The organism is Streptomyces sp. NPDC001709 (assembly GCF_053596375.1).
Window position 1 is genome coordinate 1 of record NZ_JBSFGB010000044.1, and the last position, 23338, is coordinate 23338.

The window sequence follows — 23338 nt, forward strand, 5'->3', positions numbered from 1 at the left end:
CGCGCAGCGTGGAGTCGTACCCGTGGTCGCTGTTCCAGAGCTTGGTGGTGACGAAGATGTCCTCGCGGGGCACGCCGGAGGCGGCGATGGCCTTGCCGGTTCCCTCTTCGTTGCCGTAGATCGCCGCTGTGTCGATGCTGCGGTACCCGGCCTCCAGTGCCGTGGCGACGGCCCGCTCGGCCTCGTCGTCCGGCACCTGCCAGACGCCGAAGCCCAGCTGGGGCATCTCGACGCCGTTGTTCAGGATGATCGGGGGGACCTTGCTGCTCACGGGCTTCTTGATCCTTCGGTTGCGGACAGGTGGTACTCCCATCGTCAACGATCACACGCCGCGACGCATTCCTGACCGCGCGATCCGTCTCGACTGACCGGTCAGTCGGTCAACGGGGCGGAGATTGGCCGGAAACGCATCCGGCGTTTTCGGTCCGGACCATTGACCGGAGCCCGTCGTCCCGCGACTCTGTATCGCGCCGCCGGACGTATCGATGAACCTGGTGCATGCATGTGAACCGGCTGGAGGTCACGGGCGTGCGCGCTCGCCGACCGCCGCCCGCCCGAGCCGCCCCCGGCCGCATGACCGCGGCGGTACCGGAACTCGACGGCCGCGCCGCCTGGCCGGCCGCCGAGTTCACCGCGCGGCTGCGCGCGGTCACCGCGACGCGCTACCACGACCGGCACCCCTTCAACCAGCGGATGCACCCGGCGAGTTGACCCCCGCCGAACTGCGCCGCTGCATCGCCGCCCGCTTCCACTACCCCGGACAGCCCTCCTGTCCGGACATCGGAGGCGTCGTGGACGGGGCCCACAAGATCTTCCGCATCGACATCGGCTGAACCATGCGGAGGTGGCGCGGCGTCAGGTCCGGTAGAGGGCCTCGACCTCGGTGTCGTACGCCTTCTCGATCGCCTTGCGCTTCAGCTTCAACGACGGTGTCAGCAGGCCGTGTTCCTCCGTGAACGGCTGCGCCAGTATGCGGAAGGTGCGGATCGACTCGGCCTGGGAGACGAGGGTGTTGGCGGCGACCACCGCCCGCCGCACCTCCGTCTCCAGGTCCGGGTCGCGTACCAGCTGGGCCGGGGTCAACCGCGGCTTTCCGCGCATCTGCAGCCAGTGCTCGACGGCCTCCTGGTCGAGGGTGACCAGGGCGGCGATGTAGGGCCGGTCGTTGCCGACGACGATGCACTGGTTGACCAGCGGATGTTCGCGGACCCGTTCCTCCAGCACACCGGGGGAGACGCTCTTGCCGCCGGAGGTCACCAGGATCTCCTTCTTGCGGCCGGTGATGGTCAGATAGCCGTCCTCGTCGAGGGAGCCGAGGTCGCCGGTGGCCAGCCAGCCGTCGTGCAGGGTCTCGTCGGTGGCCTTCGGGTTGTTGAGATAGCCCTGGAAGACGTTGCCGCCGTGCAGCCAGATCTCCCCGTCGTCGGCGATGTGCACGGTCACACCCGGGATGGCCTGGCCGACGGTGCCGTAGCGGGTGCGCTCGGGCGGGTTGGCGGTCGCCGCCGCCGTCGACTCGGTCAGGCCGTAGCCCTCGTAGATCTGCACGCCCGCGCCCGCGAAGAACAGCCCCAGCCGGCGGTCCATCGCCGAACCGCCGGACATCGCATTCCGTATACGGCCGCCCATGGCCGCGCGGATCTTGGCGTACACGACCTTGTCGAAGAACTGGTGCTGCATGCGCAGCCCCGCCGACGGGCCGGGCCCGGTGCCCCACGCCTTGGCCTCCACGGCCTCCGCGTACTTCACCGCGATGTCGACCGCCTTCTCGAACGGCCCGGACCGGCCCTCCTTCTCCGCCTTCCGGCGGGCCGCGTTGAACACCTTCTCGAAGATGTACGGCACCGCGAGGATGAACGTCGGCCTGAACGCGGCCAGATCGGGCAGCAGGGCGGCGGCGTGCAGCTGCGGCTGGTGCCCGAAGCGGACCCGACCGCGGATCGCGGCGACCTCCACCATCCGCCCGAAGACATGCGCGAGCGGCAGGAACAGCAGCGTGGAGGCCTCGTCGCCCTTCTTGGAGTGGAACACCGGCTCCCAGCGCTGGATGACGGTGTCCGCCTCGAGCATGAAGTTGCCGTGCGAGATGACGCAGCCCTTGGGGCGGCCGGTGGTGCCCGAGGTGTAGATGATCGTGGCGACCGACTCGGGGGTGACCGCCTGCCGGTGCCGGTGCACCAGCTCGTCGTCCAGGTGCGCCCCGGCGTCGTACAGCTCCTGCACACAGCCCGAGTCCAGCTGCCACAGCTGGCGCAGCTGCGGAAGGCGGTCGATGACGGTGGCGATGGTCATCGCGTGGTCCTCGTGCTCCACGATCGCCGCGGCGACCTCGGCGTCGTAGAGCATCCAGAAGCACTGCTCGGCCGAGGAGGTGGGGTAGACGGGCACCACCTGGGCGCCGATCGTCCACAGCGCGAAGTCGAACAGGGTCCACTCGTAGCGGGTGCGGGACATGATCGCGACGCGGTCGCCGAAGCGGATGCCGCGCGCCAGCAGGCCCTTGGCGAGGGCCAGGACCTCGTCGCGGAACTCGGCGGCGGTCACGTCCCGCCACTGCCCGGAGCTGTCCTTGCGGCCGAGGGCGACGTGCGTGGGGTCCGTATGGGCATGCTCGAAGACCACGTCGGCCAGACCGCCCACCGGCGGCGCCGTCGTGAGCGGCGGGTTGGTGAACTCGCGCAAACCTCGCTCCCCGATCCTCGCTGCTTGGTCACGCCCGTGATGCTCGGCACAGCGCGGTGAAAGCTACCCCACCCCGTCACGCTGCGGGAGGGGGTTGGAAACCTAGCAAACCTCACGTTTCCCCCGGGCGGCGACCGGAAAATGCCCGCACATGGGGAAGGGCCGGACACAATACTGACGGGTCAGTAAGTTTCGGTGCCGTAATCTCCACCGAATCTGTACGCGCTGATTACGGCGTATATAGCCCCGATAGCCGCATATCAGGCGCGACCCGTGCCGGAAGACATGCACGGCGAGGGCGGCCCCCGAGCACCTCCCGGGACCGCCCTCGCCGCAGCGCACAGGGTCAGCGGTGCGCCGGCACCGCCTTCTCCGGCTCCGCGCCGGACACCTTCTGCGGAGTGCGCCGGCCCGTCCGCACGAGCAGCAGCACCAGCGCGCCCGCGACCACGCCCGCAAGCCCCGCCACCACCAGCGCACCGTTCAGGCCCGAGGCGAACGCGGCGCGCAGGGTGTGCTCCGGGAAGCCGCCGCGCAGCGTGGCCGCTTGGCCGCCGGCCAGCGCATGGGCCGCGCCGCTCGGCAGCGTGCCGGTCATCCGGGAGGTCAGCACGGTGCCGAAGACGGCCACACCGAGCGCGTACCCGAGCTGGCGGACCGTGTTCACCGCGCCGCCCGCCATCCCGGCCCGCTCCGGCGGCACCGCGGCCAGCGCGGCCCCGGCCACGGTCGGCGCGACGAACCCGGTGCCGACGCCGACCAGCACGAACCCGGGCACCAGCGCCGTCCAGTCCGAGCCCGCGTCCAGTACCGCCTGGCACAGCGTGCCCGAGGCGATCAGCAGCAGCCCGCCACCGACCGTCAGCCAGGCCGGCACCCCGTGCAGCAGCCGCCCCACCAGCACCGCGACCAGCATCGACATCACCGTCATCGGCAGCAGCGTCAGCCCGCCGCGCACCGGCGACATCCCGAGCAGCGTCTGCATCCATATCGACAGATACGCGGTCCCGCCGAACGCCACCCCGTTGAAGGCGAACGCGCCCAGCATCACCCCGACGAACGCCGGCCGGCGCAGCAACGACAGATCCAGCAGCGGATGCGCGACCCGCCGCTCCACCCGCACGAACACCAGCAGCGCGAGCGCCGCCACCGCGAACGACGTCAGCGTCGCGGCCGCCGTCCAGCCGTCCTCGCCGGCGCGCACCACCGCGTACGTCGCCCCGCCCGCGAACACCGCGAAGGCCGCCGTACCGGCCCAGTCGACGCCCATCCCGCGCGGCCCCCGCGACTCGGGCACCGCCCGCAGGGTCAGCCACACCGCCGCCACGCTCACCGGCAGGTTCACGAAGAAGATCCACCGCCAGCCCGGACCCTCGGCGATCAGCCCGCCGAGCACCGGCCCGACCGCCGCGGCCCCACCGCTGACCGCACCCCACACGCCGAGCGCCGCCGACCGCTGCCGGCCCTGGTAGACCGAGCCCAGCAGCGGCAGCGTCGTCGCGAACATCGCCGCACCGCCGATGCCCTGCAGCGCCCGCGCCGCCACCAGCGTCCCCGGCCCCGAGGCCAGCCCGCACAGCAGACTGGCGGCCGCGAACAGCACCACGCCCGCCACATGCACCCGGCGCCGCCCCAGGATGTCGGCGGCGGCGCCCACACCCAGCAGCAGCGCCGCCAGCGCGAGCGCGTACCCGTCGACCACCCACTGCAGATCACCCAGTGACGCGTGCAGCGACGCAGCCATGTCCGGCAGCGCCACCACCACGATCGTCACGTCCAGCAGCAACATGAACGTGCCCAGGCACACGGCCGTGAGCGTCCCCCAGCTGCGCATGTCCTCCCACTCCCCGCAGATCCGTACGACGGCATTCGATCGCTCCGTACGATGGCCCTGTCACGGCCGATCAGAAGCCTGCACGGCGTACGGCCGGTGGAATTCGACAGGAGGGCACATGCTGGAGATGGAATCCGACACGTTCGACCGGCTCGACCTGCAGCTGCTGTCCGCACTGGAAGTCGATGCCCGGGCTCCCTTCAGCCGGATCGCCTCCGTGCTCGGCGTCTCCGACCAGACCATCGCGCGCCGCTACCGGCGCCTGTGCGCGCGAGGAGGCCTGCGGATCGTCGCCATGCGGGACGCCCACCGGCTCGGCCAGGACCAGTGGATGCTGCGGATCCGCTGTACACCGGACAGTGCACCGGCCATCGCCGAGGCCCTCGCCCGGCGCCCCGACACCTACTGGATCGGGCTCGCCTCGGGCGGCACCGAGGTGCTCTGCCTGACCCGGCCGCGCACCCCGGGCGACCACGACGAGCTGCTGCTCGGCAAGCTGCCGCGCACACCGAGCGTGGTCGAGATCCGCGCCCACCAGCTCCTGCACCGGTTCTACGGCGGTGCGGAAGGCTGGATCGCCAAGCTCGCCCTGCTCACCGCCGAGCAGCGGGCCGCGCTGCGCCCCGCCGCCGCACCCGGCACCGGCCCGGCCCGCATCGAGCCCGAGGACGAACCCCTGCTGGCCGTCCTGGAGCGCGACGGCCGGGCCGCCTACCCCGAGCTCGTGCGGGCGACGGGCCGCTCGGAGTCCTCGGTCAAGCGCCGGCTGGCCGCGCTGCGCGCCTCCGGGGCGGTGTACATCGACGTCGAGTACCAGTCGGAGATCCTCGGCCGTCCCGTCGTCGCCGCGCTGTGGATCACCGTCGCACCGGCCGCCCTGCACTCCGCCGGTGAGGCCCTGGCCGCGCACGAGGAGACCGCCTGGGTCTCCGCGACGGCCGGACCGTCCAACCTCGTCGTCACCGCACTGGCCCGCAGTACCGCCGGCCTCTACGCCTACCTCAGCGGCCCCCTCGGGCAGTTGCGGGGGGTGCAGCACGTGGAGACCACCCCGTTCCTGCGCCGGGTCAAGCAGCTGACGTACCCGATGCCCCGCTGACGGCCTCAGCCGCTGCGCTGCCGCAGCCGTTCCCCGCCCGCCAGGATCGCCGCCGCCAGCGCGTTCGCGGCCTCCTCCGCGGCGCCCCGGCGGCGGCCGTGGACCAGCACGAAGTCGACCCTGCCCAGGTCGGGCAGGCCCGAGCGGTCCGGCAGCCGGAACAGACCCGGCGGGATCAGACGCCGGGAGTGGGCCATCACGCCGAGCCCGGCGCGCGCCGCCGCGATCAGCCCGTTGAGGCTGCCGCTGGTACACACGATCCGCCAGTCGCGGCCCTCGCGCTCCAGCGCCCGCAGCGCACGGTCCCGGGTGATGCCGGGCGGGGGGTACACGATCAGCGGGACGGGCCGGTCCGCCTCCAGGCGCAGCCGCTCGGCGCCGATCCACACCAGGTCGTCACGCCAGACCAGTTCGCCCCGGGGATCCTCCGGGCGCCGCTTGGCCAGCACCAGGTCCAGCTTCCCGGCGGCCAGCTGCTCGTGCAGGGTGCCGGACAGCTCCACCGTCAGCTCCAGGTCGACCTCGGGATGGTCGTGGCGGAAGCCTTCCAGGATCTCCGGCAGCCGGGTGAGCACGAAGTCCTCCGACGCCCCGAACCGGAGCCGGCCGCGCACCCGGGTGCCGGTGAAGAACGCCGTCGCCTGCTCGTGGACCCGCAGGATCCGCCGGGCGAAGCCCAGCATCGCCTCGCCGTCCTCGGTCAGCTCCACCGCATGGGTGTCCCGGATGAACAGCTGCCGCCCGGTCGCGTCCTCCAGCCGGCGCACATGCTGGCTGACCGTGGACTGACGCAGCCCGAGCCGGTGCGCGGCCTGCGTGAAGCTGAGCGTCTGGGCCACGGCGAGGAAGGTGCGCAGGTGTGCCGGGTCGTACACGCCCGACAGCCTACCCCGCTATCGCGAAACGTGATGACAGTCAGAGCCGTATAAGGGATTCCCGATCGGTGCCCCGCGGAGGACGATGGAAGGGGGTCTTGCACGGATGGGGTCCTGCACGGATGGGGTCCTGAACGAATGGAACGGAGCACTGTGGAACGCCTGCGTCGGCCGAGCTGGTTGCCGATCGACCCCTACATCGTCCTGCTGCTCGGGACCGTGGGTCTCGCCGCGCTCCTGCCGGCCCGGGGCACCGCCTCCGACGTGGCCTCGGGTGCGTCGACAGCCGCGATCGCCTTCCTGTTCTTCCTGTACGGCGCCCGGCTCTCCACCCGGGAGGCGCTGGACGGGCTGCGCCACTGGCGGCTCCATGTGACCGTGCTGGCCTGCACGTTCGTCCTCTTCCCGGTGTTCGGCCTCGCGGCGCGCTCGCTGGTGCCGGTGCTGCTGACCCAGCCGCTTTACCAGGGGCTGCTGTTCCTGACGCTGGTGCCGTCCACGATCCAGTCGTCCATCGCGTTCACCTCGATCGCCCGGGGGAACGTACCCGCCGCGATCTGCGCGGGCTCCTTCTCCTCCCTCGTCGGCATCGTCCTCACCCCGCTGCTGGCGGCCGGGCTGCTCGGCAACAGCGGCGGGGGGTTCTCCGCCGACTCACTGCTCAAGATCGTGCTCCAACTGCTGGTGCCGTTCCTCGCCGGGCAGGTGCTGCGGCGCTGGATCGGCTCCTTCGTCGCCCGGCACAGGAAGGTCCTCGGGCTCGTCGACCGCGGCTCGATCCTGCTGGTCGTCTACACCGCCTTCAGCGAGGGCATGACCCGGGGCATCTGGCACCAGGTCAGCCCCGTACGGCTCGGCGCGCTGCTCCTCGTCGAGGCCGTCCTGCTCGCCGTGATGCTCCTGCTGAGCTGGTACGGCGGCAAGGCGCTCGGCTTCGGCCGGGAGGACCGGATCGCCATCCAGTTCGCCGGCTCGAAGAAGTCCCTCGCCTCCGGGCTGCCCATGGCCGGCGTCCTGTTCGGTGCCCACGCCTCGCTCGCCGTGCTGCCGCTGATGCTGTTCCACCAGATGCAGCTGATGGTGTGCGCGGTCATCGCCAGGCGCCGGGCCCGGGACCCGGAGGAGGTCCCGGGCGCCGTCGGCGCGTCAGCCGCTCACGTGGTCCAGGGGAAGCCACAGGACCGTGTCCTTCGGTGACCTGAGCGCCTTCGGGTCCGACAGCTCCTCGTCGGTGAGCGCCCGGTCCCAGACGTGCACCTCGTCGATGGCTCCGGTGAAGAAGGCGCGGCCGTCCATGCGCTGAGCGATGTGTACGCCGAAGGGGGAGTTGCGGCTGACCGAACCCGGTATGTCGGCGACGGAAGACTGCATACCGTCGACGAACAACGACAGCCGGCCGTCGCCTCGGCGCAGCACGAGGTGATGCCACTGGCCGTCGTTGTATGCGATATCCGTACGAACGTATGCGGTCTGCGGTGCGACCGCCCCGTCCCGCACCGTGATCAGCCCCTGTATACGGTGGTTCGCCGGCTCGCCGCGCACCCACACCTGCGGCTGACTGGTGCCGCTCCCGCCCATCCACAGCAGCGGCTGCTCCCCGGACGTCGCCGTGTACCGGAACCACAGGGACGCCGTGAAGTCCTCGGAGCCCAGCGGCAGCCCGCTGCGGTACGGCAGGCGTACGGCGTCGTCGGTGCCGTCGAACCGCAGGGCACCGCCGAAGACCCCGTCCGTCTCCTCCGCGCCGCCGAGCACCGCGGCCGGGCGGGCGTGCGGGGCGAGGTCGGCGGTGACCGGGTCGGGGCCGCGGCGCGGGGCGAGCCAGTCCTGCGTGAAGCGGGCGAAGCGGATCTCGTCGCGGGCGTCCACCGCACCGCCCTCGTAGATCAGGCCCACCGCGTCGGCGTCGGCGCGCACCAGGTCGGAGTAGCCCGACCAGTCCGTGGTGACGACCGTGCCGCGGTCCACGCTGTCCCAGGTGCGGCCGCCGTCGTAGGAGGAGCGGATCATCATCGTGCGCCGCCGGTCGGGGTCGGCGGGGCAGGCGAGCAGCAGGCGGTCGCCGAGGCGCAGCAGCGAACCCTCAACCTGCGGGGAGTACAGGTCGGGCAGGTCGTGGAAGGGGGCGGTGAAGCTGCCCCCGCCGTCGCGGCTGACGGCCTGGGTGCGGTGGCCCAGGTCGGTGCCGTCCTGCTCCCGGCCGCTGACCAGGAGGGAGCCGTCGCCGCGCTCGGCGAGGGTCAGTTCGGACGGCTTCTGCCGGAAGGTGCCGTCGTCGGCGATGGGCCAGGTGTCCGTGGCGCCGATCCGCCAGTGGCCGCCGTGGTCGTCGCTCACGATCAGCGCCGCGTGGTTGGCGGTGACCCGGCTGCCGTCCCAGGTCTCGGTGTTGACCCCGAAGACCAGCCGGCCCGCGTACCTGCCCCGGGTGAGCTGGACGCCGTGCACCGGCCCGGTCGCGTACCAGGAGTTCCAGTCGGCGGGCAGGATCTCCGGGCTCAGATCGCGGGGCGCGGACCAGGTCGCGCCGTCGTCGTCGCTGTACTGGAGGTGCGGGGTGCGGTCGCAGGGGATCGAGCAGCTGGCGCTGTCGGTACGGCCGGTGTTGTACGTCTGAGCCAGCCAGACCCGGCCCGTCTCGCGGTCCACGATCGGCGCCGGGTTGCCGTGGGTGTCACCGGCGCCCTCGTCGACCACCTGCAACGGGCCCCAGGTGCGGCCGCCGTCGGTGGAGCGCTTGAGCACGATGTCGATGTCGGCGGCGTCCCCGCAGTTGAGGACCCGGCCCTCGGCGAACGCCAGCAGTGTGCCGTCGGTCGTCCGCACGATCGCCGGTATGCGGAAGCAGGCGTAGCCGGGATCCTGGGAGGCCTTGAACAGCACCTGCTGCTCGAACTCGGGGGAGCTCGCGGTGGGTTGGGCATGTGCCGGGTGGGGGATGGCGAGCGGCACCAGGAGCAGTGCCGCCGAGGCGAGGGCGGTGGCGAGTACGGCTCTGAGACGGGCGCGAAGACCTGACGGCATGGTGCGACCTTGCCCTTCGTCGGCCGGGCAACTGGACATCCGGACATCCCATGTCCAACGTGCGCCCCATCGACGGTAGTTGGGGCCCGTCCGCCCCACAAGAAGCGTGCAGCACACAGCGCGCGCGAAGGGGCTACGGGCGCAGCGCGACCTTGCCCAGGTTGGCACGCCGCTCGATCACCTCGTGCGCCTTCGCCGCGTCCTGCAGTGCGAACTCGGCGTGCACGGCGGGCTTCAGGGCGCCCTCGGCGAACAGCCGCCACAGCTCCCGGCGCCACTGCTCGTACAGGTCGGGCCGGCCGCGGGCGATCAGGGCCATCTGGAACCCGATCACCGACTTGGCACCCACCAGCAGGTCGTACGCCTGAACGGTGCCGCCGCCCGAGCTGTAGGAGACGAGACGGCCGTGCGGGGCCAGGGCGGCGAGGGCGGGGGCGAGCAGGTCACCGCCGACGGCATCCAGTACACAGTCGACCGGATCTCCCCAGCTGTCGTCGCCATACTGAATACAGTCGTCCGCGCCGAGCGAGCCGACGAACTCCGCCTTGCCCGGATCGGACACGGCCCCCACCACCCGCCCCGCACCCCGCGCTCGCGCCAGCTGGACGGCCAGGTGGCCGACCCCGCTCGCCGCCGCGGTGACCAGCACCGCCTCGCCCGGCACCGGCCGGGCCGCCTCCAATGCCCCGAACGCCACCAGGCCGCTACGCACCAGCGCGACCGCGTCCACGGCGTCGGCGCCGTCCGGGATCGGGGAGGCCATGGCCTCGTGCAGCAGGGCGAAGTCGGCGTACCCGTGCCCGAAGCAGAGCCCGGTCACCCGCTCGCCCGGCCGGAAGCGGGTCACACCCTCGCCGGTCGCCACCACCTCGCCGGCGATCTCCCCGCCGAGCGCGATCGGCTCGGCGGCCTCGGTGACCTTGCGGACCACGGGCAGGGTGACCCCGACCGCCGCGCAGCGCACCAGCAGCTCGCCGGGGCCGGGCTCGGGGACGGGTGCTTCCTCCAGGAACAGGGGGCCGCCTGCGGATTCGTACCGGACGCGACGCATCGCATACACCTCCACGGCCGGGCATACCCCGGCAGATCGATCGTTGGGAGTACCCATGAATTCGTTGGGAGCCCCAACGATAGCGGTAATCCGTTGGGAGGTCCAACGTTTTCACGGATGGCCGGATAGGCTGCCGGCATGGCCGAAGCACCCCTGCCCGCGATCCGCTCCCTGCCCAGCTGGCTCCTCGGTCGCGCCGCCGCCCACGGTCGTGCCCTGGTCGCCGACGCGCTCGCGGCCGAGGGCCTGAAGATGTGGCACCACGTGGTCCTCTCCGCCGTCCGCGACCTCCAGCCCGTCGCCCAGGCCGACCTCGGCCGCGGCGTGGGCCTCGACCCCAAGGACCTGGTCGGCGTCCTCAACGACCTGCAGTCCGCCGGCCATGTCGTCCGCACCCCCGACCCCCGGGACCGGCGCAAAAACGCCGTCACCCTCACCGACGGCGGCGCCCGCCTCCTCGCGCGCTGCGAGAAGGCGGCCCGCGAGGCCAACGACGAGCTGCTCGCCCCACTGTCGGCCGCCGAACGCGAGCAGTTCATGGGCCTGTTGATCCGGATTTCCGGCACGGACGGCTGACGGCGGCTAACGTTCCGTCATGACCGCAGCTCCCGTGCTCGATCCGCAGCGCACCGCCCTGGTCCTCATCGACCTGATGGAACGCATCGTCGCGCTGCCCCTCGAACCCCGCAAAGGCACCGAAGTACTCACCGCCGCCGAGGAGTTGGCGCACGCCTTCCGCACCGCCCGGGCACCCGTCGTCCTCGTCCGGGTCGAACGCCCCTCGGTCGCCGAACAGCCGCCCGGCAGCTCACTCGTGCCCGGCCTCGCCAAGGACGGCGACCTGGAAGTGGTCAAGCGGACCATCGGCGCCTTCCAGGACACCGGCCTGGACGGGCTGCTGCGCGAACGCGGCGTCACCACCCTCGTGTTCGGCGGCATCGCCACCAACCTCGGTGTCGAGTCCACCGCCCGCGCCGCCGCCGACCTCGGCTACGACCTCGTCTTCTGCGAGGACGCCATGGCCGCCTTCACCGCCGCCGAGCACCAGGCGTCCGTCCGGCTCGACTTCCCCCGGCTCGGCACGGTCGTGGCCGCCGCCGACGTACGCCTCGCGCCCGCCTGATCCCTCACACCAGCGTCCCGCCCCCGCCTCCGTCCACGGCCACCACCGAACCGGTGCTGCAACCCCCCACGCATCAGATTCGGAACCCCTCCACCCCATCCGCCGGCTCGCCGCCACGCCCCACCGGCAGCGACTCGGCGGACGAACGGAACAGCCTCTCCCGCGCCGCCTCCGGCACCTGCCGCCACAGCTCGGTGCGCACCAGCCCCGTCGGGACCCCATCGACCCGCACCGGCGCCGGCGCCACGGCCGGCGTGCCGCCGTCCCGGTGGTCAGCACCACCGACCCGCCCGGCCGGATCGACCGGCGCCGCACTTCACCGCCGTGTACGCACCCCACAGCCGCGTGTCCCCTGCACCTCCGCGCCTGTCCGACACTCGCCTCGGCAGACGTCACCAGCGGCAGCGGCGTCGCGTCCAGCACACGCCCCTCGGCGCTTCCCGTCAGCCGCTCCAACGCGTCCACGCTCTCCTGCCGGCGCGAGGCCATCACCACCTCGGCACCCTCCCGCGCCGCGCCCACGGCGACCGCGAGTCCGATGGCGGTGGCCGAACCTCCGCACCTCGGCCGCGCCGCCGAACGGCTGCACATCGCTCATCCCTGATCACGGGGTTCGTCGAAGCGGCGCAGCCCCTCGGCCGAGGCGGGGCCCGGCGGCGCAGGGGGCGCTCCCCGCCGGCCGGACCCCCGCTGCCGTGCCGCGGGGAGACACCTCAGCCCTGGGCGGCCGCCTCCCGCAGGGCGATACGGTCCTCGCCCGCGTACACGTTCATCGAGCTGCCCCGCAGGAAGCCCACCAGGGTCAGACCCGTCTCCGCGGCCAGATCCACCGCCAGCGACGACGGCGCCGACACCGCCGCCAGCACCGGGATGCCGGCCATCACGGCCTTCTGCGCCAGCTCGAAGGAGGCCCGCCCGGAGACGAGGAGGATCGTGCGCGACAGCGGCAGCTCGCCGTTCTGCAGCGCCCGCCCGACCAGCTTGTCCACCGCGTTGTGCCGGCCGACGTCCTCCCGTATGTCCAGCAGCTCGCCGTCCTCGGTGAACAGGGCCGCCGCGTGCAGGCCCCCGGTCCTGTCGAACACCCGCTGGGCCGCCCGCAGCCGGTCGGGGAGGCTCGCCAGCAGCTCCGGGGTGACCCGGACCCGGGGCGTGTCGGCGATCGGGAAGCGGGCTGTCGTCCGTACGGCGTCCAGGCTGGCCTTGCCGCACAGACCGCATGAGGAGGACGTGTAGACGTTCCGCTCCAGGGTGAAGTCCGGCAGGGCGACGCCGGGCGCGGTCTTCACGTCCACCACGTTGTAGGTGTTGGAGCCGTCTGCGGTCGCCCCCGCGCAGTAGACGATGTTCTGCAGATCGTATGCAGTCGCCAGTACACCCTCGCTCACCAGGAACCCCGCCGCCAGCGCGAAGTCGTCGCCCGGAGTGCGCATGGTGATGGCGAGCGGCTTGCCGTTCAGGCGGATCTCCAGGGGTTCCTCGGCGACGAGCGTGTCCGGCCGGGTGGAGATCGCCCCGTCGCGGATGCGGAGGACCTTGCGTCGTTCCGTGACTCGTCCCATGTCTTGATCAGCCCCGGTTCTGTACGTGCTGGCAGCCGAAACGGCCCTTGATGCGGCGGTTACCGCGGGCCACGATCTCATTGTCCTGCACGGGGGAGCGTGAGGATGCGGCCCGCCCCTATGCGGCACTCCTCCCTCACGCGGCACTCCTCAGCGCGAGCAGGTCCGAGAGGGCGTGCACGGTGCGCAGCGGGGGCACCTCGACGCCGGTGATCTCCGCGAGTTCGACGACGGCGGCGAGCGGCACGTCCAGTTCCAGCGGCTTGCCGCGCTCCAGGTCCTGGAGGGTGGAGGTGCGGTGGTCGCCGACGTGTTCGGCGCCGGCGAGGCGGCGTTCGACGGAGACACCGACCTTGCAGCCGAGGGCCCCGGCGACCGCGAGCGTCTCGGCCATCATGGTCTCGATGACCTTGCGGGTGCCGCCACGGCCCGCTCGGGGGCGAGGACCCGGCTGACGGCACCGTCCAGGTCGACACTCTCGAGGCGGTGTCCGTCGTAGGGGCCGCCGTGCCGGTGGAAGTACCACCACGGGATGCCGTTCTGCGCGGCCACCACCGCCATGCGCTCGTGCAGCAGCGGTGCGATCAGCGGCCCGCACGCCGCGTACGCGTTGGCTTTCAGGCCGAGGAAGACGTAGTCCGCCGGACCGACCTCGCCGGAATCGTCGGTCGCGTGGGGGTGCGCGGTGAAGTCGCCGCGCGGGCTGAGCACACGTACTCCGTGCTGCCACTTTCACGGAAGCACTCCGTCGTCGGGGATCCCGGATTTCGTATGCAAGATCTCGCATAGGAAATGGTGTCGATGAAATATTGTCTACAGTATGGAATGAGGCAGCGGCAAGGCTCGTGCGGCGACCGTTGACCGCCCCCTGGATACCGTTCACCGCATACGATCAACCGCGCACTTCTCAACGCCCGCCCCCAGCCCTACCGTCCGCGAGCATGAGCAGCCCCCCTCTCGCACCTCCGGGCTGGAGCCGCTGGCTCGTTCCACCCGCCGCCCTCTCCGTCCATCTGTCCATCGGGCAGGCCTACGCCTGGAGCGTGTTCAAGCCGCCCCTGGAGAACGCCCTGCATCTCGACGGCACCCAGAGCGCCCTGCCCTTCCAGCTGGCGATCGTGATGCTCGGACTGTCGGCCGCGTTCGGCGGCACGCTCGTCGAGCGCAACGGCCCGCGCTGGGCGATGACCGTGGCCCTCGTCTGCTTCTCCTCCGGCTTCCTGATCTCCGCGCTCGGCGCCCAGACGAAGCAGTACTGGCTGATCGTCCTCGGCTACGGTTTCGTCGGCGGGATCGGTCTCGGTATCGGTTACATCTCGCCCGTCTCCACGCTGATCAAGTGGTTCCCGGACCGGCCCGGCATGGCCACCGGCATCGCCATCATGGGCTTCGGCGGCGGCGCGCTGATCGCCTCGCCCTGGTCGGCGCAGATGCTCGCCTCCTTCGGTACCGGCCACTCCGGGATCGCGCTCGCGTTCCTGGTGCACGGTCTGTCGTACGCCGTCTTCATGACGCTCGGCGTGCTCCTCGTGCGCGTGCCCCGCACGGACGCATCGGTCGCGAGCGCGGGTGTGAGCGCGGGTGTGAGCGCGGGTGTGAGCGGCCCGAGCGCCGTCGACGGTGTGCGGGTCTCCGCCCGCAGCGCGGTGCGCACCCCGCAGTTCTGGTTGCTGTGGGTCGTGCTGTGCACGAACGTGACCGCCGGCATCGGCATCCTGGAGAAGGCCGCCCCGATGATCACGGACTTCTTCGCGGACGGTGCCACCCCGGTGTCGGCCTCCGCGGCCGCCGGTTTCGTCGCGCTGCTGTCGGCCGCCAACATGGCGGGCCGGATCGGCTGGTCGTCCGCCTCCGACCGAGTCGGCCGTAAGAACGTCTACCGCTGCTACCTCGGCGTCGGCGCCCTGATGTACCTGCTCATCGCACTGTTCGGGGACTCGGCGAAGCCGCTGTTCGTGCTGTGCGCCCTGGTGATCCTCTCCTTCTACGGCGGCGGCTTCGCGACCGTCCCCGCCTATCTGAAGGACCTCTTCGGCACGTATCAGGTCGGCGCGATCCACGGCCGGCTGCTCACCGCCTGGTCCACGGCGGGCGTGCTCGGCCCGCTGATCGTCAACTGGATCGCCGACCGGCAGAAGGAGGCGGGGAAGCACGGCCCGGCGCTGTACGGGCTGTCGCTCGGCATCATGATCGGCCTGCTCGTCGTCGGCTTCGTCGCCAACGAACTGGTCCGCCCCGTCCACACCCGCCACCACGTCCCCGCCCAGAGGGAGGCCGCCGATGCCCAGCGACAGCAGCCCGCCTAGCCGGCGGGGCCTGATCATCCTCGGCTGGCTGTGGGTGGGGGCGCCCCTCGCCTACGGGGTGTACGAACTCGTACGGAAGGCGACGCAGCTGTTCACGGGGTGAGTGCTCGGGCGTCCGAGGGTCTGAGGGAAGCCGACAACTCGGACGCCCGATTCCTGTGGCTTCACCTGCCGTCGTACCCGTGGGTCACTGATCAGACTGGTTGATCCCGCTACCCACGGCAACGAGGGGACCCCGCCATGAACGGCTCGCGCATCGCGGCCATCGGTCACTACCAGCCCGCCCGGGTGCTCACCAACGAGGACCTGGCCGGTGTGGTCGACACGAGCGACGAGTGGATCCGCAGCCGGGTCGGCATCCGGACCCGGCACATCGCCGGACCCGACGAGCCGGTCGACGAGCTGGCCGCGCACGCCGCCGCCAAGGCCCTCGCCGCCGCCGGTCTGACCCCCGGCGACATCGACCTGGTCCTGGTGGCCACCTCCACGGCGATCGACCGGTCCCCGAACACCGCCGCCCGGGTCGCGGCCCGGCTCGGCATCCCGCAGCCGGCCGCGATGGACGTCAACGTGGTGTGCGCCGGGTTCACGCACGCGCTGGCCACCGCGGACCACACGGTCCGGGCCGGCGCGGCCACCAGGGCGCTGGTCATCGGCGCCGACAAGATGTCCGACGTCACCGACTGGAGCGACCGCACCACCTGTGTGCTGGTCGGCGACGGGGCCGGGGCCGCCGTCGTCGAGGCGTGCCCGCCGGGTCAGGAGCCGGGGATCGGGCCGGTGCTGTGGGGGTCGGTGCCGGAGATGGGGCACGCCGTGCGGATCGAGGGCACCCCGCCGCGGTTCGCGCAGGAGGGGCAGAGCGTCTACCGCTGGGCCACCACCCAGCTGCCGGCCATCGCCCGCCGCGCCTGCGAGAAGGCCGGTGTGGCCCCCGAGGATCTCGCCGGGGTGGTGTTGCACCAGGCCAACCTGCGCATCATCGAACCGCTGGCCGAGAGGCTGGGCGCCGTCAACGCCGTGGTCGCCCGCGATGTCACCGATTCCGGCAACACCTCGGCGGCCAGTGTCCCGCTCGCCTTCTCCAAGCTGGTCGAGCAGGGGGCGCTCAGCACCGGCGCCCCGGTGCTGCTGTTCGGCTTCGGCGGCAATCTGTCGTACGCGGGGCAGGTCGTACGCTGCCCGTGAGCGGACGGAGCAGGTGCAACAGGACCGGTGCCACAGGACTGGATTTTGTGCACCGTAGTCTGTAGACAAAAGACAATTGATACTGAGCGTCCAGCGCCCATGCGCCAGACCTGCCCAGGAGGGGGACCGTGATGTTGTCGACCGGACTGCCGCAGGGGGCGGTGCCCAAGCTCGAACGGCCCGGACCGCTGCGCGAGCGTGTCTACGAGGCGCTGCTGGAACTCATCACCACGCGCGCACTGCGGCCCGGCCAGCACCTGGTCGAGAGCGAGCTCGCCGGGCACCTCGGTGTCTCCCGGCAGCCGGTGCGCGAGGCGCTGCAGCGGCTCAACACCGAGGGCTGGGTCGATCTGCGGCCCGCGCAGGGCGCGTTCGTGCACGAGCCGACCCGGGAGGAGGCCGACCAGCTGCTCACGGTACGCACCCTGCTGGAGTCGGAGGCGGCCCGGCTGGCCGCCGTTCACGCCGACGCCCCGGGGATCAGCGCGCTCGAGGAACTGTGCGCCGAGGGTGAGGAGTCCGTCGCCGCCGACGACGTGGACCGTGCCGTAGCCCTCAACGCGGCCTTCCACGCCAAGATCATGGAACTGGCGGGCAACGCGGTCCTCGCCGGACTCGCCGCCCAGGTGGACCGCCGGGTCCGCTGGTACTACACCCCGGTGGCCCGGCGGCGCGGGCGCCAGTCGTGGGTCGAACACCGGGAACTGATCACCGCGATCGTCCATAACGACCCGGAACGGGCCGCCCGGCTGATGGCCGCCCACACCGAACACACCCGCCGCTCCTACCACGAGTCCAACGGGTCCTGATCCGAGGGATCCTGATCCAACGGGTACTGATCCAACGGGTACTGATCCAACGGGTACTGATCCAACGGGTACTGATCACGCGGCTTCTTCCAGCGGCCGGACCGCCGCGCAGGACCGGGCCTCCACCGCCAGCATCCCCACCAACACGGCCACCAGCAGCAGGAGTTCGCCGTACACCGGCACGAGGACGCCGGGCGCCGCGGTGGCGAGGGCGAGCGGGGCGGTGACCGCCCGGTGGCGGACCGGCCGCAGCCGCAGGGCCGTTCGGAAGGCGGCGTCGCCCGCCAGGAACAGGGCAATGCCGCCCGCGAGCGCCAACGCGGGCCCCGGACCCGGGTGTTCGGCCAGATGGCCGAGGGTCTTCTTGATGCCGGCCGCGAGGAAGGCGATGCCGAGCAGCATCGGCAGGAAGGCGTAGTAGTACGCGTTCATCGCCAGCCGCCAGCGGGCCGGCGGCGGTGTCGCCCGGAACGCCTCCTCCGCCGCCTCCTCGTCCCGCACGAAGTACGTCCACCACAGCGCGACCGACAGGGCCAGTGCGAGGAACGCGCCGCAGAACAGGCCCGGGGTGAGCGGCAGATCGCCGATGCCGACACCGATGGAGATCACGGACTCGCCGAAGGCGATGATCAGCAGCAGCCCGTGCCGCTCCACGAAGTGCGCCGGGTCCAGGGCGCCCAGCTGCACCCGCAGCGTCGCCGCACTGCGGCCGTCCCTGCGCCCCGGCCCGTGCTCGGCGACGAGCGGCGTGACGAACTGCAGGGCGATCGCGAGCAGCCAGAAGACGTCCGCCGCCAGGCCGTCGACCGTTCCGGCGGCGGTCACCGACAGGGCCGCGAGCGCGTTGGGGACGCCGTACCAGATGGAGTCCCAGCCGTGGCTGCGGGTGTACAGGACGGTGTGCACGATCACCACGAGCAGGAATCCGAGACCGAAGACCACACCGGTGTCGTCGAAGACCCGGGGGATGGCCAGCGCGCACACCAGGAACGCGGCCATGCCGAGCATCAGCAGCAGGCGCCGCGAGGGGCGGTCGGGCGGTACCTGGTTGGTGAGGTAGGCGTAGGCGCCGTACATCCAGAACAGGACGACGAGGATCAGCGCCACTCTGCCGGCCGTGGCGAACGACAGGTCGTGTGCGAGCAGCACGGTGAGCTGGGTCAGCGTGAAGACGAAGACCAGGTCGAAGAAGAGTTCCAGGGCGGTGACCCGGCGTCCGGGATCCTCGGTCGCCGTGTCCGGCGGCGTGGTGCGCATGCGGTGTTCCCCCTCCGGTGATCGGTGAGCAGATCGTAGAGGGGGGAACATCGTCCGTTCCTGCCTCGTCCCGGCCGGGCTGGCGCAGCAGCAGCGTGATCGCGGCCGCCAGCATCGATACGCCGCCGGCCAGCGTGTAGGCCCCGTTGTAACCCCAGGCGCCGACCACCACGGAGCCGAGGCCGCCGCCGAACAGGCCGCTGATCAGCTTGCCGCTGTAGACCAGGCCGTAGGTGGTGGCGTTGTAGTTCTCGCCGAAGTAGTCCGGGGTGAGGGCGGCGAAGGCGGGTAGAAGGTCTTCGACGCGTTCCTGGCCGCCGCCTACCTGCCCGCGGTCGGCTCCGTTCGCGTCGGCCATCCCCTCGCGGTCGCCGACCCGGCCGACCCGCTGCCCGAGCTGGACCTGGGCCCGCTGATCAACGCGGCCAAGGCCAAGGAGCTCACCGACCAGGTCACCGAGGCCGTGGACCGGGGCGCCGTACCGCTGTACCGCGGCCACCCCGACGGCACGCGGTTCCTGCCGGACCAGGACACCTCCGCCTACGTCCATCCGGTCACCCTCCTCAACCCGCCGCCGTCCTCCCCGCTGCACCACGCGGAACCCTTTGGCCCCGTCGACATGATCGTCCTGGCCGACACCGAGGCCGAGCTGCTGGCCGCCATGAACGCGTCCAACGGTGTGCTGGTCGCCACACTCGCCACGGACGACCGATCCACCTACGACCGGCTCGTCCCGCAGATCCGCGCCTTCAAGACCGGGCACGGCGTCCCCCGCTCCCGCGGCGACCGCGACGAGCTGTTCGGCGGGTTCGGCGCCTCCTGGCGCGGCGCCTTCGTCGGCGGCGACCTGCTGGTGCGCGCCGTGACCCAGGGCCCGGCGGGGGAGCGGCTGCCCGGGAACTTCCCGGAGTACCAGCTCATGCCCTGACCCTCACGGACTGCACACAGAATCTTGCATTCTGTATACCGTCGCCCGTGAGGCCGGCGATCCGGCGGCCCCGGCTCGCCCCTGGGCCGCCGTCCCGGGCGGATACGCAGGTGAAACGCACTCCGAAACCTTGGTATTGTTATCCATGTCGCCGCGGGGAACACCCCCGGCAAGGCGGCAGACACCTAGTCCGGGTGGCGGAATGGCAGACGCGCTAGCTTGAGGTGCTAGTGCCCTTTATCGGGCGTGGGGGTTCAAGTCCCCCCTCGGACACAGAGTTGCCCCACCGCGTCCTGTTTCAGGGCAGGGGACATCGGCACCCGCCTCCAGCCTCCGGCCGGAGCGGGTGTTCGTCGTTTCGGTGTCTCGGCCTGGCTTCTCCCCTCGATCGGCGGTTCGGTCAGCTGATGGTGATCCTCTCCGTCTGGGGTGTGTCCGCGGTCAGGGTGCTGGTCGCGGGGTCGTAGCCGAGCAAGATCTCCTCGCGGGCAGATGCCCCAGGGCATGGTCTTCGCGGGCGTAGGTGTTGGAGATGCGGGACGGTCGTGGCTCCGGTGGTGTTCCAGCGCATGACGTCGCGGTGGCCAAGAGTGGTGTTCGCGGGATCGACGAGGTCGTGGTCGGTGCGCCGGCGGTTCCAGACCCGCCGGCCGGTGTAACGGGGATGGGCCAGGATGGCCCGCACCGTGTTCAGCACCCACCGCTGCCCGTTGCGGTGCCGGTTCCGGGCCCGGTCAGCGGCCGCCGGGCAGGGAATGCCGGAGGCGTTCGATGCGCGGGCGATACGGGCGATGCTGTGTCCGGCCAGACGCCGGGCGAGGATCCGGGACAGGAGGGCTGCGTGCAGGCACTTGGTGGTCGAACCGCCGCCGCACCCCAAGCCCCGCGGGGGCGACCACTGCCGGGACGCGCCACAGGGTCGGCCCGGATCACAGAGATCCCACAAGAACCGCCCCTACGGTGCCTCGGCGGACGTCGGCAACGAGGGGGAGCACCGTGGATCGTTCACGTCGTCTGGGCGGACGCTACCGTCTGGAACAGGTTCTGGGCCGCGGGGGGATGGCCGAAGTATGGCTGGCCTACGATCTGCTGCTGTTCCGCCCGGTCGCCGTGAAGACGCTCCGGCCGGAACTGGCGGCCGATGCCGAACACTGGGCGCGTTTTCGCCGCGAGGTCGTCTCGGCGGCCCTGTTGGGCCACCCGTCCGTCGTCGCCGTCTACGACGCGGGCGAGGACACGCTCGACGGCCACCTCGTCCCGTACCTCGTGATGGAGTACGTCAACGGCGCCACCCTGCTCCAATTCGTGCGCGAGGCACGGATCACCGGACCAGAGCACGCCCTCGAACTCACCGCCGGCGTGCTGGAGGCGCTCGATCACGCCCACCGCCACGGCATCGTCCACCGGGACATCAAACCGGCGAACGTCATGCTCTCCCACGAGGGCACCGTGAAGGTGACGGATTTCGGCATCGCCCGCTCGGTGGATCGGGCGGGTACGACCCTCACCCGCACCTCGGTGGTGGTGGGCACGGCCGAGTACCTGTCGCCGGAACAGGCCCGGGGCGAGCAGGTCGACGTCCGCACCGACCTGTACTCGACCGGCTGCCTGCTCTACGAGCTGCTCACCCGCCGCCCCCCGTTCACCGGTGACACCCCGCTGGCCGTGGCCATGAAGCACCTCTCGGAACCACCGCTGCCTCCCTCCGCCCACGCCCCGCAGCTGCCTGCCGCCTACGACAGCCTGGTGCTGCGCGCGCTGGCCAAGGATCGTGCGGACCGGTACCAGACCGCCGAAGTGATGCGCGACGCCATCGGGGAGGTACTGGCAGGCCGTGCCACGGCGGTCACTTCGCCGCTGCCGGATCCACCTGCGAGGGTTCGGCACACCCAGCTACAGCCTCCCCGGGATCCCCGGAAGGAACGCCCCGTGCGCCGACGGCGCATCCGTCGGCCGCTCCAGGCGATGGCGGTGCTGCTGACAGCCGCCGTGGGCATCTACGTGATCATCGGATCCCACGTCTCCGCTCGTCCCCGGGTCGCGGCACCCTCGCTGATCGGCGAGACGATGACCGAAGCCCGATCGAGCGCCCAGGCACTCGGCGTACGCGTCGAGCCCCTCCGGCACCGAGCGTGCCCTCACCCCGGCACGCCCGTCGGCCGGGTATGTGAGCAGACACCCTCGCCCGGCAGCGAGGTGCCACGTCACGCCATCCTGCGGGTCACCCTCTCCCGATGATCCGGTCGTCTCAGCCGGTCGCGCTGCCCGAGATCCACTCGGTCCACGGCATGTTCCAGTCGCCGAGGCCGTTGTCCGGGGCCAACGTGGTCTTGTCCTCGGAGTTCTTGACGATCACGACGTCACCGATCATCGAGTTGCCGAAGAACCACGCAGCGGGCTGATTGCCGTCGCCGCCGCCCTTGACGTCCTTCAGGCCCACGCAACCGTGGCTGCTGTTGACCTTGCCGAAGACCGAGTCGCCACCCCAGTAGTTGCCGTGGAGGAAGGTGCCCGAGTCGGTCAGGCGCATGGCGTGCGGCACGTCGCCGATGTCGTACGCGGGCTTGCCGTCCTTACCCATGAGGCCGACGCTCGCACCGTTCATATGGATCCGCGAGAACTTCTCGGAGATGACCATCTGACCGTTGTACGTCGGGTGCTCGGGGCTGCCGGACGAGATCGGGATGGTCTTGATCGTCCTGCCGTCCCGTACGACGGTCATCTGCTTCGTCCCGGCGTCGACCGTACTGATCTGGCTCCGGCCGATCTTGAACGTGACCGTCTTCTGGATGCCGTGGAGGGTGAGCTCGACGGTGACGGTGGAGCCGGGCTTCCAGTAGTTCTCGGGGCGGAAGTCCAGACGGTCGTCGTTGAACCAGTGACCGACGACCCGCTGGCCGCTGCTGGAGCTGACCCGGATCTTCGACTCCACGGCGGCCTTGTCGCTGACCGGCTTGTCGAAGTCGACCGTCACGGGCATGCCCACACCGACGGTCGAGCCGTCCTCGGGGGAGAGATGCCCGATGAAGTCGTTGGCCGGGGAGACCGTGGTGATCGTGGCGTTCCCGGTGACGGAGCGGCCCTTGGCGTCCTCGGCCTCCGCGGCGACCTGATATCGGGTGGCCCGCTCCAGCGCGCCGTTCGGCTTCCAGGACGTGCCGTCCGCGGCCAGGGTGCCCGGAATCTCGGCACCGGTCGCGACGGCGGTCATCGTCACCTTGGTGAGCTTTCCGTTGCTGACGGTGACTTTGACGGGGCCGTTGATCCCGACGCCGTAGGCACCTTGCCCGGGAGTGATCTCTATTCGGGCGTCGGAAGCGTCCTGGGCGCCCGCCTGGCCCGGCTGCGTCTGCGATTTCAGGTGATTCGCCGTGTCGTTTCCGCTGGTGGCAGCGCTGCTGGTGCCGCCGAGGGCCGTGAGTGCGAGTACGCCGCCGAGTACGCCGGCTGTAGCCATCAGCCCGGTGCGTCGCTTACGTACCGTGATCAAACGCTTCTCCCATGCCATTGGTCGGTGAATCCCTGGAGCTGGTTACCGAGGAGTGCAACCGGCTTTAAAGAACTACTTTTATGCATTCATCCGCCTTTAAGGGAGTGAAT

The 23338-nt window shown here is 71.3% G+C and carries 22 protein-coding genes, 1 tRNA gene and 3 pseudogenes; 14 read left to right on the top strand and 12 right to left on the bottom strand.

All coding sequences use genetic code 11. The features are described from left to right. The coding region (locus ACWC0C_RS40050) for an aldo/keto reductase (protein ID WP_450869461.1) at nt 1–271 on the bottom strand (271 nt) is incomplete at its 3' end. Between the two features lie 227 nt (nt 272–498). On the opposite strand from ACWC0C_RS40050, the gene ACWC0C_RS40055 reads away from it, so the two are divergent. Continuing rightward, nucleotides 499–711 carry a hypothetical protein gene (locus tag ACWC0C_RS40055; RefSeq protein ID WP_450869463.1) on the top strand — a complete coding sequence of 71 codons (213 nt, stop codon included), beginning with the start codon at nt 499–501 and terminating at the stop codon, nt 709–711. Then, on the top strand, nt 708–833 hold the full coding sequence (locus tag ACWC0C_RS40060) for a hypothetical protein (protein ID WP_450869465.1): 126 nt from the start codon (nt 708–710) through the stop codon (nt 831–833). Before ACWC0C_RS40055 ends, ACWC0C_RS40060 begins: the two co-directional genes overlap by 4 nt. 22 nt (nt 834–855) lie before the next feature. On the opposite strand, the gene ACWC0C_RS40065 is transcribed toward ACWC0C_RS40060, so the two are convergent. Together ACWC0C_RS40065 and ACWC0C_RS40070 are read right to left on the bottom strand one after the other, a co-directional pair. Beyond that, a complete protein-coding gene (locus ACWC0C_RS40065) occupies nt 856–2682 on the bottom strand; it encodes an AMP-dependent synthetase/ligase (RefSeq protein ID WP_449200579.1) in 1827 nt (608 codons plus the stop codon). 346 nt (nt 2683–3028) lie between these two features. After that, nucleotides 3029–4516 (bottom strand): MFS transporter, encoded by a 1488-nt coding sequence (locus tag ACWC0C_RS40070; protein WP_450869467.1) that lies wholly within the window; start codon nt 4514–4516, stop codon nt 3029–3031. A gap of 121 nt (nt 4517–4637) precedes the next feature. On the opposite strand from ACWC0C_RS40070, the gene ACWC0C_RS40075 reads away from it, so the two are divergent. Continuing rightward, nucleotides 4638–5615, top strand: a complete 978-nt coding sequence (locus ACWC0C_RS40075) for an Lrp/AsnC family transcriptional regulator (protein ID WP_450869522.1) — start codon at nt 4638–4640, stop codon at nt 5613–5615. Nucleotides 5616–5620: 5 nt separating this feature from the next. Here the strand turns inward: ACWC0C_RS40075 and ACWC0C_RS40080 are convergent, their stop codons facing one another. Continuing rightward, nucleotides 5621–6490, bottom strand: a complete 870-nt coding sequence (locus ACWC0C_RS40080) for a LysR substrate-binding domain-containing protein (protein WP_449200581.1) — start codon at nt 6488–6490, stop codon at nt 5621–5623. 138 nt (nt 6491–6628) lie between these two features. On the opposite strand from ACWC0C_RS40080, the gene ACWC0C_RS40085 reads away from it, so the two are divergent. After that, the gene (locus tag ACWC0C_RS40085; protein WP_450869470.1) at nt 6629–7687 is read left to right on the top strand and encodes a bile acid:sodium symporter family protein; all 1059 of its coding nucleotides are present in this window, start codon (nt 6629–6631) and stop codon (nt 7685–7687) included. On the opposite strand, the gene ACWC0C_RS40090 is transcribed toward ACWC0C_RS40085, so the two are convergent. Then, a complete protein-coding gene (locus ACWC0C_RS40090; protein WP_450869471.1) occupies nt 7637–9514 on the bottom strand; it encodes an exo-alpha-sialidase in 1878 nt (625 codons plus the stop codon). The genes ACWC0C_RS40085 and ACWC0C_RS40090 overlap by 51 nt on opposite strands. Before the next feature lie 133 nt (nt 9515–9647). After that, the gene (locus ACWC0C_RS40095) at nt 9648–10565 is read right to left on the bottom strand and encodes a quinone oxidoreductase family protein (RefSeq protein WP_450869473.1); all 918 of its coding nucleotides are present in this window, start codon (nt 10563–10565) and stop codon (nt 9648–9650) included. Between the two features lie 138 nt (nt 10566–10703). Between ACWC0C_RS40095 and ACWC0C_RS40100 the strand changes: the two genes are divergently transcribed. From ACWC0C_RS40100 to ACWC0C_RS40110, 3 genes are all read left to right on the top strand, one after another. Next, the gene (locus ACWC0C_RS40100) at nt 10704–11141 is read left to right on the top strand and encodes a MarR family winged helix-turn-helix transcriptional regulator (RefSeq protein WP_450869475.1); all 438 of its coding nucleotides are present in this window, start codon (nt 10704–10706) and stop codon (nt 11139–11141) included. A gap of 19 nt (nt 11142–11160) precedes the next feature. Further along, a complete protein-coding gene (locus tag ACWC0C_RS40105) occupies nt 11161–11688 on the top strand; it encodes an isochorismatase family protein (RefSeq protein ID WP_449200586.1) in 528 nt (175 codons plus the stop codon). A 268-nt stretch (nt 11689–11956) separates the two neighbouring features. Then, entirely contained in the window at nt 11957–12292 is a 336-nt protein-coding gene (locus tag ACWC0C_RS40110) for a hypothetical protein (protein ID WP_450869477.1), read from the top strand. A 109-nt stretch (nt 12293–12401) separates the two neighbouring features. Here ACWC0C_RS40110 and fdhD read toward each other — a convergent pair whose 3' ends face one another. Both fdhD and ACWC0C_RS40120 read right to left on the bottom strand, forming a co-directional pair. Next, nucleotides 12402–13250, bottom strand: coding sequence for a formate dehydrogenase accessory sulfurtransferase FdhD (fdhD, locus tag ACWC0C_RS40115; protein WP_449200588.1), 849 nt, complete (start codon nt 13248–13250; stop codon nt 12402–12404). Nucleotides 13251–13386: 136 nt separating this feature from the next. Beyond that, nucleotides 13387–13976: pseudogene (locus ACWC0C_RS40120) on the bottom strand (ketopantoate reductase C-terminal domain-containing protein); the annotation flags it as partial. 215 nt (nt 13977–14191) lie between these two features. Here ACWC0C_RS40120 and ACWC0C_RS40125 point away from each other — a divergent pair. From ACWC0C_RS40125 to ACWC0C_RS40140, 4 genes are all read left to right on the top strand, one after another. Beyond that, entirely contained in the window at nt 14192–15556 is a 1365-nt protein-coding gene (locus tag ACWC0C_RS40125; RefSeq protein WP_450869478.1) for an OFA family MFS transporter, read from the top strand. Then, the gene (locus ACWC0C_RS40130; protein ID WP_449200590.1) at nt 15531–15659 is read left to right on the top strand and encodes an MFS transporter small subunit; all 129 of its coding nucleotides are present in this window, start codon (nt 15531–15533) and stop codon (nt 15657–15659) included. The genes ACWC0C_RS40125 and ACWC0C_RS40130 overlap by 26 nt, the downstream gene beginning before the upstream one ends. 137 nt (nt 15660–15796) lie before the next feature. Beyond that, complete coding sequence (locus tag ACWC0C_RS40135) at nt 15797–16744, top strand: beta-ketoacyl-ACP synthase III (protein WP_449200591.1); 948 nt, start codon at nt 15797–15799, stop codon at nt 16742–16744. 131 nt (nt 16745–16875) lie between these two features. Beyond that, nucleotides 16876–17553, top strand: coding sequence for a GntR family transcriptional regulator (locus ACWC0C_RS40140; protein ID WP_450869524.1), 678 nt, complete (start codon nt 16876–16878; stop codon nt 17551–17553). A 75-nt stretch (nt 17554–17628) separates the two neighbouring features. Here ACWC0C_RS40140 and ACWC0C_RS40145 read toward each other — a convergent pair whose 3' ends face one another. Both ACWC0C_RS40145 and ACWC0C_RS40150 read right to left on the bottom strand, forming a co-directional pair. After that, on the bottom strand, nt 17629–18810 hold the full coding sequence (locus tag ACWC0C_RS40145) for a low temperature requirement protein A (protein ID WP_450869479.1): 1182 nt from the start codon (nt 18808–18810) through the stop codon (nt 17629–17631). A 55-nt stretch (nt 18811–18865) separates the two neighbouring features. Then, nucleotides 18866–19099 (bottom strand): annotated as a pseudogene (locus tag ACWC0C_RS40150) (MFS transporter); the annotation flags it as partial. Between the two features lie 3 nt (nt 19100–19102). Here ACWC0C_RS40150 and ACWC0C_RS40155 point away from each other — a divergent pair. Continuing rightward, nucleotides 19103–19738, top strand: a pseudogene (locus ACWC0C_RS40155) (aldehyde dehydrogenase family protein); the annotation flags it as partial. A gap of 188 nt (nt 19739–19926) precedes the next feature. Further along, nucleotides 19927–20011 (top strand) — tRNA-Leu (locus tag ACWC0C_RS40160). Nucleotides 20012–20138: 127 nt separating this feature from the next. Here ACWC0C_RS40160 and ACWC0C_RS40165 read toward each other — a convergent pair. Further along, nucleotides 20139–20618 carry a recombinase family protein gene (locus tag ACWC0C_RS40165; protein WP_450869481.1) on the bottom strand — a complete coding sequence of 160 codons (480 nt, stop codon included), beginning with the start codon at nt 20616–20618 and terminating at the stop codon, nt 20139–20141. Here ACWC0C_RS40165 and ACWC0C_RS40170 point away from each other — a divergent pair. Beyond that, nucleotides 20510–21976 (top strand): protein kinase domain-containing protein, encoded by a 1467-nt coding sequence (locus tag ACWC0C_RS40170; protein WP_450869483.1) that lies wholly within the window; start codon nt 20510–20512, stop codon nt 21974–21976. The two genes, ACWC0C_RS40165 and ACWC0C_RS40170, sit on opposite strands and share 109 nt — an antisense overlap. A 10-nt stretch (nt 21977–21986) precedes the next feature. Here ACWC0C_RS40170 and ACWC0C_RS40175 read toward each other — a convergent pair whose 3' ends face one another. Then, entirely contained in the window at nt 21987–23246 is a 1260-nt protein-coding gene (locus ACWC0C_RS40175) for a L,D-transpeptidase (protein WP_450869485.1), read from the bottom strand. Nucleotides 23247–23338: the final 92 nt, after the last annotated feature.